The sequence below is a fragment of the Azospirillum sp. genome (assembly GCF_050789165.1).
The window spans coordinates 48,113-55,362 of the sequence record NZ_JBOZRT010000099.1; the positions used below are offsets into that span (position 1 = coordinate 48,113).

The window sequence follows — 7,250 nt, forward strand, 5'->3', positions numbered from 1 at the left end:
ACACACTTCGGAGCAACCCGACGCTAAGATGCGGTGGGATGCGGCGGGATCATACCGATCGCGCATTTCCGATCAATGGTCTTAAACTCACCGGACGTGACCTTTTCCGCGAGCCCGACCGACGCCATGGCCGAGACCACCGTTCCCGTGTCCCCCATCCCCCTTCCCGCCAACGCCGTGGAGATCCGCGGCCTGACCAAGATGTACCAGGGCTCCGGCCGCACCGGCCCGAAGCACGCGCTGAAGGGGATCGACCTGACGATCCCGCGCGGCTCGCTGTTCGGGCTGCTGGGGCCGAACGGCGCCGGCAAGTCGACGCTGATCAACATCATGGCCGGGCTGGTCAACAAGACCGCCGGCGAGGTCCGCATCTGGGGCACCGACATCGACGCCAACCCGCGCCAGGCGCGTGCGTCGATCGGCGTGGTGCCGCAGGAACTCAACATGGACCCGTTCTTCACGCCCCGTGAGATGCTGGAGTTGCAGGCCGGCCTCTACGGCGTGCCGAAGGGCGAGCGCCGCACCGACGAGCTGCTGGCCGCCGTCGGCCTGTCCGACAAGGCGAACGCCTACGCCCGCACCCTGTCGGGCGGCATGAAGCGGCGCCTGATGGTGGCCAAGGCCATGGTGCACACGCCGCCGGTGCTGGTGCTCGACGAGCCGACCGCCGGCGTCGACATCGAGCTGCGCCGCCTGCTGTGGGAGCACGTGCGCCGCCTGAACAAGGCCGGTACCACGGTGCTGCTGACCACGCACTACCTCCAGGAGGCAGAGGAGCTGTGCGACACCATCGCCATCATCAACCACGGCGAGGTCGTCGCCTGCGAGCCCAAGGCGCAGCTGCTGCGCCGGGTGGACGCCAAGGCGGTGACCTTCGAGTTGGACCGCGACCTGGAAGCCGTGCCCGAGCCGCTGGCCGCGCTGCACGCCGAGCTGCCGGAGCCGCGCCGCCTCGTGGTCCGCTACCAGCCGAGCCGGCAGAAGGCCGACGCCATCCTGGCGGCGGTGCGGGCGGCCGGGCTGTCCGTCGTCGATCTTTCCACCGAGGAGTCGGACCTGGAGGACATCTTCCTCCAGCTCACCGCCGGCGCCCATGACAACGAGGTATCCCGTGGCGCTGCGTGACCGGATCGCCGCCCTGGCTGTTGCCGCTGCCGTCCTGGCCGGCTGCGCCGCCAACTACCAGCCGATGGGGACGAGCGTGACGCCGGCCCGCATGACCGACACCGCCATCATCGCCGCGGACGGCGTGGCGCTGCCGCTGCGCTCCTGGCTGCCCGAGCAGCAGCCGGTGCGCGCCGCGGTCGTCGCGCTGCACGGCTTCAACGACTACTCCAAGGCGTTCGAGGGCACGGGGCGGAGCTTCGCCGACTACGGCATCGCCACCTACGCCTACGACCAGCGCGGCTTCGGCGCCGGCTCCGCGCCCGGCATCTGGGCCGGCAAGGACACCATGGTCGCCGACGCCCACGCCGCGGTCGAGCTGGTGCGCGCCAAGCACCCGGACGTGCCGGTCTACCTGATGGGCGAGAGCATGGGCGGGGCGGTGACGCTGGCCACCCTGACGCGGCGCGACGCGCCGAAGGTGGACGGCGCCATCCTGGTCGCCCCCGCCGTCTGGGGCCGCGAGACCATGGGCTTCTTTCCGCGCGCGGCGCTGTGGATCAGCTACAACCTGGTGCCGGGCATGACGGTGACGGCGCCCAAGGGGCTGAAGATCCAGCCCTCCGACAACATCGAGATGCTGCGGGCGCTGGGCCGCGACCCGCTGGTCATCAAGGGCAGCCGCGTCGATGCGCTGGAGGGCCTGACCGACCTGATGGACGAGGCGCTGCAGGCCTGCGACCACCTGCAGGTGCCGACACTGGTGCTGTACGGCGCGCACGAGCAGGTGCTGCCGCCCCGGCCGGTGAAGCGCGCCATCGCGGCGCTGGGCTTGAACGCCCGGCACACCGTGGCGGTCTACCCGGACGGCTACCACATGCTGCTGCGCGACCTGAAGGGCGATGCCGTGGTGCGCGACGTCGCCTCATGGATCCGCACGCCCGACATCCCCCTGGCCAGCGGCGCCGACCGCGCCCCGCGCGAGCTGGTGGCCTCCGGCAACCGGTCCGCGTCCGGCGGCTGAGCGCTCAGGGTTCCAGCTGCGCCATGCGGCCGCCGCCGGTCGCCGGGAGGGCCGGCGCCGGCGCGGGGGCCGGGCTGCCGGACGGCACGAACACCGGCGCCACGTGGTAGCCCAGCGCGCAGACGCTGGACACCATGATCGCCCCCAGGCCGCCGTACAGCAGCGCCGGGCTGAGCGGCACCACCGCGGCGCCCGACACCACACTGCTCAAGGTCTGCGCGTTGATCACCACGGCGGCGGTGACCGCGGCCGTGCCGGCGAGCGAGCAGCCCCAGCCGATGACGCCCGGCGGTGCCGCCTGCGCGGCCGGGGACGCCAGGGCCAGCATGGATGCCAGAACGAGTGCCTTGCGCATGGAGCGGCCCCTGGTCGAATGCGGTCCGGCCATCTCAAACGATCGGGGACGGCGGCGCAAGGGCTTTGGCGGCGGCTGGGCACAGGGGTCTTATCGCGCTATATGTCGGAGCGCGATGCCGAGATCCTGAGCAAGCTCGACACGGTGCTGACCGTCCTTGAACGTCAGTCCGAACGGCAGACGGCCATGGAAGGCGACATCCGCGAACTGAAGGGACAGATGTCCATCATGGCGGCGTGGATGCAGTCCATCGATCAGCGCTTCACCGCGCTGATGGCGCCGGTCAACCCGCCGCGCAAGCCGGCGGCCTGAGGCGCCGCCCGCTCCCCTACAACTGCACCTGCGTGCCCAGCTCGACCACGCGGTTCGGCGGGATCTTGAAGAAGTCCGTGGCCGACACCGCCGTGCGAGACATCACCACGAACAGCTTCTCGCGCCACTGCGCCATCTGCGGGTTGATGCGCGGGATCAGCGTCTCGCGGCCGAGGAAGAACGAGGTCGCCATCAGGTCGAACTCCAGGCCGAACGCCTTGCACAGGCGCAGCGCCTTGGGGATGTTCGGCTCCTGCGAGAAGCCGTAGCGCACCGTCAGGCGGTAGAAACCCTCGGCCAGCCCCTCGACCAGCACGCGGTCCTTGGCGGGCACGCGCGGCACGTCCTCGACCAGCACGGTCACGAAGATCACGCGCTCGTGCATGACCTGGTTGTGCTTCAGGTTGTGCAGCAGCGCGATCGGCACGGTGTCGCCGCTCGACGTCATGAACACGGCGGTGCCCTTGACGCGGTGGATGTCGTTGGACTTCACCGTGCGCTTAATGAACTGCTCGAGCGGCAGCGATTCCTCGGCCAGCCGGCGGGCCAGCACGGCGCGGCCGCGCCGCCACGTCGACATCAGGCCCAGCGTCATCGCCGCGATCACCAGCGGCACCCAGCCGCCGTGCGGGATCTTGATGACGTTGGCCGAGAAGAAGGACAGGTCCACCGACAGGAACAGCCCGCCCAGCCCCAGGCAGGCCGGCACCGGCCAGCGCCAGCGGCGGTGCGCCACCACCAGCGCCAGGATGGTGGTGATCACCATGTCGCCGGTCACCGCGATGCCGTAGGCGGCGGCGAGGTTCGAGGACGAGCGGAACCACACCACCAGCCCGATGGTGCCCAGCAGCAGGCCCCAGTTGGCGCGCGGGATGTAGATCTGCCCCTCCTCCTCGCTGGAGGTGTGGCGGATGTCGAGGCGCGGGCACAGGCCAAGCTGCACCGCCTGCCGGGTCAGCGAGAACACGCCGGAGATCACCGCCTGGCTGGCGATGACGGTGGCCAGCGTCGCCAGCCCGATCATCGGGTACAGGCCCCACTCCGGCATCAGCAGGTAGAAGGGGCTGCGCACCGCCTCCGGGTCGCCGAGCAGCAGCGCGCTCTGCCCGAAATAGTTCAGCAGCAGCGACGGCAGCACCACGTAGAACCACGCGGTGCGGATCGGGATGCGGCCGAAATGGCCCATGTCGGCGTACAGCGCCTCGCCGCCGGTGACCGCCAGCACGACGGAGCCCAGCACCAGGAAGGCGATCACGCCGTTGTTGCGGAAGAAGTTGATCGCGTACAGCGGGTTGACGGCGCCGAGGATGTGCGGCTCCTGCACCACCTCGACCAGTCCGGCGAGGCCCAGCGTGGCGAACCACGCGATCATGATCGGGCCGAACAGCGTGCCGACCTTGCCGGTGCCGTGGCTCTGGATCGCGAACAGCACGATCAGGATGCAGACGGTGACCGGCACCACCACCTCGTGCAGCGCCGGCTGCGCCACCTCCAGGCCCTCGACCGCGGAGAGCACCGAGATGGCCGGGGTGATCATGCCGTCGCCGTAAAACAGCGCGGCGCCGAACAGGCCCAGCGCCATCAGCTTGGTCAGGCGGCCGGTGGCGTCGGGGCGGCTGCTGGTCGCCAGCGCCAGCAGCGACAGGATGCCGCCCTCCCCCTTGTTGTCGGCGCGCATGACGAACAGCACGTACTTCACCGACACCGTGACGATCAGCGCCCACACGATCAGCGACATGATGCCGAGGATGTTCTCCGGCGTCAGCGGCAGCCCGTGCTCCGGCGAGAAGCATTCGCGCAGGGTGTACAGCGGGCTGGTGCCGATGTCGCCGAAGACGACGCCGAGCGCACCGAGCGTGAGCGCCGCGAGCCGGCCCTTGTCGGGCTCCGCAGCCTTCAGTGTCGTGGCGGACATGGAGTGGGGTCGGGACCTGTGGGTGGTGGGGGAGAGCCTTGAGCCCGTCGGTTGGAAACGTCGGGGGCGGAAGCGTGTCTGCTAGGCGTGGCACCCTGGCCGTCGGTCGGTCTGAGCGGCCATTGTAACGCGACAATTCGTCTCGAATGTCAAGCGGCAGAACGCCACACGCGTTGCGGCGCACACAAACGATCGGGGCTGTCTATACCGTGGGGCGAAAGGACTGACGCGCCTCAACACCGTCACGCCCGGGCTTGTCCCGGGCATCCACGTGCTTGAACGTCCGCAAAAGTCCGGGTGCGTGGACGGCCGGAAAAAGCCCGGCCGTGACGTTGAAAAAATACGATGCGCCGAGGGCGGGGCAGCTACAGCGTCCCGAAGCTGCGCGCCAGCGAGCCCGCGATCAGGTACCAGCCGTCCACCAGCACGAAGAAGATGATCTTGAACGGAATCGCCACCATGGTTGGCGGCAGCATCATCATGCCCATCGACATCAGGATGGAGGACACCACCATGTCGATGATCAGGAAGGGCAGGAACAACAGGAAACCGATCTCGAACGCCCGCTTGATCTCCGAGATCATGAAGGCCGGCACCAGCACCTGCATGGGCGTGGCGATCGGCTCGGCGATGGTCTCGATGCGCGCCATGTCGGCGAACAGCTTCAGGTCCTTCTCGGCGGTGTGGCGCAGCATGAACTCGCGGAAGGGCAGCAGGGTGCGGTTGAACGCCTCCGCCTCGCTGATCTCCTCCTTGATGAGCGGTTCGATGCCCTGGGTGTAGGAGCGCTCCAGCACCGGCGCCATGATGAAGAAGGTCAGGAACAGCGCCAGCGACACCAGCACCGTGTTCGGTGGTACCTGCTGGATGCCCAGCGCCTGGCGCAGGAACGACAGCACGATGACGATGCGGGTGAACGCCGTCATCATGATGAGGATCGACGGCGCCAGCGACAGCACGGTGATCAGCGCCACCATCTGCACGATGCGGCCGGTGGTCGAGCCGCCGGCCTCGCCCATGTCGAAGGTCAGGCTCTGGGCCAGCGCCGGCCCGGCCAGAACGCCCACGCCCAGCGCCAGCAGCAGCGCGAGGAGAAGCCGCGCGCGGGTCATGCCTCGCCTCCCTTCGGCGTGTCGGCCCTTGGAGTCTCAGCCTGCACGGCGGCCACCGCCTCGCGGAAGCCGGCGCGGATGCCCGGCTCGATCACGAGGTCGCCGTTGCCGCTGAGCAGGATCAGGTGCTCCACCTCGTCGCGGCGCACCAGCACCAGCCGGCGTTTGGCGTCGAGCGGCGTCACCTCCACCACCGACACCCGGCGCTGCCGGCGCGGCGTCGGCGCGGCGCTGCCGAAGCCGAACCGGCGCAGCAGCAGCGTCAGCACGAAGAACAGCGCGATGACGAAGGCCAGCGCCAGCGAGAAGCGGAAATAGGTGTCGATGTCCATGGGGCCGGCGTCAGCCTTCCTCTGGCGGGGCGGCCGGGCGGCCGTAGACGGCGGCGGCCCGCCGGCGGGCGGTGTGGGTCTCGTCGCCCTGGGCCAGCTCACGCTGGCGCGACAGCGTGCCGGCCAGCGCGTTCAGCGCGGCGATCAGCGATTCCAGGTCGGGCAGCAGCGCCCTGCCCTCCTCGCGCGGCAGCGCCTCGGCGGCGGCGCACAGCGATCCCACGCGGGCGTCCAGCCCGGCGAGGTCGACCAGCGCCCCCGACTCGGCCTGGACGGCGGCCTCCGCCAGCGCGGCGGAGACGGCAGAAAGATCATGATGCAGGGTCACGGGGGGGCCTCCGGCGCGTCCGTCTCCGGGGCTGCCTTCGGAGGCAGCTTCCCGTTGGCGCGGTAGACGTGCGACAGGATCTCCGCCACCGCGACGATGGCCTCCACCGGGATCTCGCTGTCCAGGTCGAGGGCGGAGAGGATCTCCACCAGGTCGGCGTCCTCGCGCACCTTCACGCCGTTGGCGAAGGCGACCTCCAGGATCTGCTCGGCGACGGCGCCGCGGCCGGTCGCCACGACCTTCGGCAGGCCCGGCTGGCCCAGCTCGTAGCTCAGCGCGACCGCCACGGGGCGCTGCGGCTTGGCGCGGGCGTTGGAGGACGGGTCGGACAAGGCAGAATCCGCAGTGGGACCGTGGACGTTCCGCGCATCCTTGCCGAACATGCTTAACGAAGAATGAAAACCCCGGCCGCGCCCGTTTGCCGCACAACAATTTGGTAACAAAGGCCTTTCGGCGGTGGATTTTTTGAAACACATTCGAGTGTTGTTCCGGGCTATGCTATGCCATAAGTCGGATTCGTTCCTCCGGCCAGCTGTTCGAGTCGCCAAATGTTGTTCGCCGAAGGAATGCCCGCCGCGTCACTTGGAGCGCTGCCGATGAGCCAGGACACCGAGGCCCAGTACCGCAGCATCTTCGAGAACGCCGTCGAGGGGATCTACCAGACCACCACGGATGGCCGCTACCTGCGGGTGAACCCGTCGCTGGCGCGGATCTACGGCTACGACTCGGTGGACGCGCTGATCGGGAACCTGACCGACATCGCCGGGC

The 7,250-nt window shown here is 69.4% G+C and carries 10 protein-coding genes; 4 read left to right on the forward strand and 6 right to left on the reverse strand.

All coding sequences use genetic code 11. The features are described from left to right. Positions 1 to 126: 126 nt before the first annotated feature. Complete coding sequence (locus ACRWK7_RS22340; protein WP_431858518.1) at positions 127 to 1,125, forward strand: ABC transporter ATP-binding protein; 999 nt, start codon at positions 127 to 129, stop codon at positions 1,123 to 1,125. Then, a complete protein-coding gene (locus tag ACRWK7_RS22345; RefSeq protein WP_431858508.1) occupies positions 1,112 to 2,128 on the forward strand; it encodes a lysophospholipase in 1,017 nt (338 codons plus the stop codon). Before ACRWK7_RS22340 ends, ACRWK7_RS22345 begins: the two co-directional genes overlap by 14 nt. Before the next feature lie 4 nt (positions 2,129 to 2,132). Here ACRWK7_RS22345 and ACRWK7_RS22350 read toward each other — a convergent pair whose 3' ends face one another. Continuing rightward, positions 2,133 to 2,483, reverse strand: a complete 351-nt coding sequence (locus ACRWK7_RS22350; protein WP_431858509.1) for a hypothetical protein — start codon at positions 2,481 to 2,483, stop codon at positions 2,133 to 2,135. Positions 2,484 to 2,585: 102 nt separating this feature from the next. On the opposite strand from ACRWK7_RS22350, the gene ACRWK7_RS22355 reads away from it, so the two are divergent. Then, the gene (locus tag ACRWK7_RS22355; protein ID WP_431858510.1) at positions 2,586 to 2,795 is read left to right on the forward strand and encodes a hypothetical protein; all 210 of its coding nucleotides are present in this window, start codon (positions 2,586 to 2,588) and stop codon (positions 2,793 to 2,795) included. 16 nt (positions 2,796 to 2,811) lie between these two features. Here ACRWK7_RS22355 and ACRWK7_RS22360 read toward each other — a convergent pair whose 3' ends face one another. The 5 genes from ACRWK7_RS22360 to ACRWK7_RS22380 form a co-directional block, all read right to left on the reverse strand. After that, a complete protein-coding gene (locus ACRWK7_RS22360; protein ID WP_431858511.1) occupies positions 2,812 to 4,710 on the reverse strand; it encodes a potassium transporter Kup in 1,899 nt (632 codons plus the stop codon). Positions 4,711 to 5,075: 365 nt separating this feature from the next. Beyond that, on the reverse strand, positions 5,076 to 5,822 hold the full coding sequence (fliP, locus tag ACRWK7_RS22365; protein ID WP_431858512.1) for a flagellar type III secretion system pore protein FliP: 747 nt from the start codon (positions 5,820 to 5,822) through the stop codon (positions 5,076 to 5,078). Further along, positions 5,819 to 6,154, reverse strand: coding sequence for a FliO/MopB family protein (locus ACRWK7_RS22370; RefSeq protein ID WP_431858513.1), 336 nt, complete (start codon positions 6,152 to 6,154; stop codon positions 5,819 to 5,821). Before ACRWK7_RS22370 ends, fliP begins: the two co-directional genes overlap by 4 nt. Before the next feature lie 10 nt (positions 6,155 to 6,164). Next, positions 6,165 to 6,482, reverse strand: a complete 318-nt coding sequence (locus tag ACRWK7_RS22375; protein ID WP_431858515.1) for a hypothetical protein — start codon at positions 6,480 to 6,482, stop codon at positions 6,165 to 6,167. Further along, the gene (locus tag ACRWK7_RS22380) at positions 6,479 to 6,814 is read right to left on the reverse strand and encodes an EscU/YscU/HrcU family type III secretion system export apparatus switch protein (RefSeq protein WP_431858516.1); all 336 of its coding nucleotides are present in this window, start codon (positions 6,812 to 6,814) and stop codon (positions 6,479 to 6,481) included. Before ACRWK7_RS22380 ends, ACRWK7_RS22375 begins: the two co-directional genes overlap by 4 nt. Before the next feature lie 264 nt (positions 6,815 to 7,078). Here ACRWK7_RS22380 and ACRWK7_RS22385 point away from each other — a divergent pair. Further along, a partial coding sequence (locus ACRWK7_RS22385) for a PAS domain S-box protein (protein ID WP_431858519.1) occupies positions 7,079 to 7,250 on the forward strand: 172 nt, incomplete at its 3' end.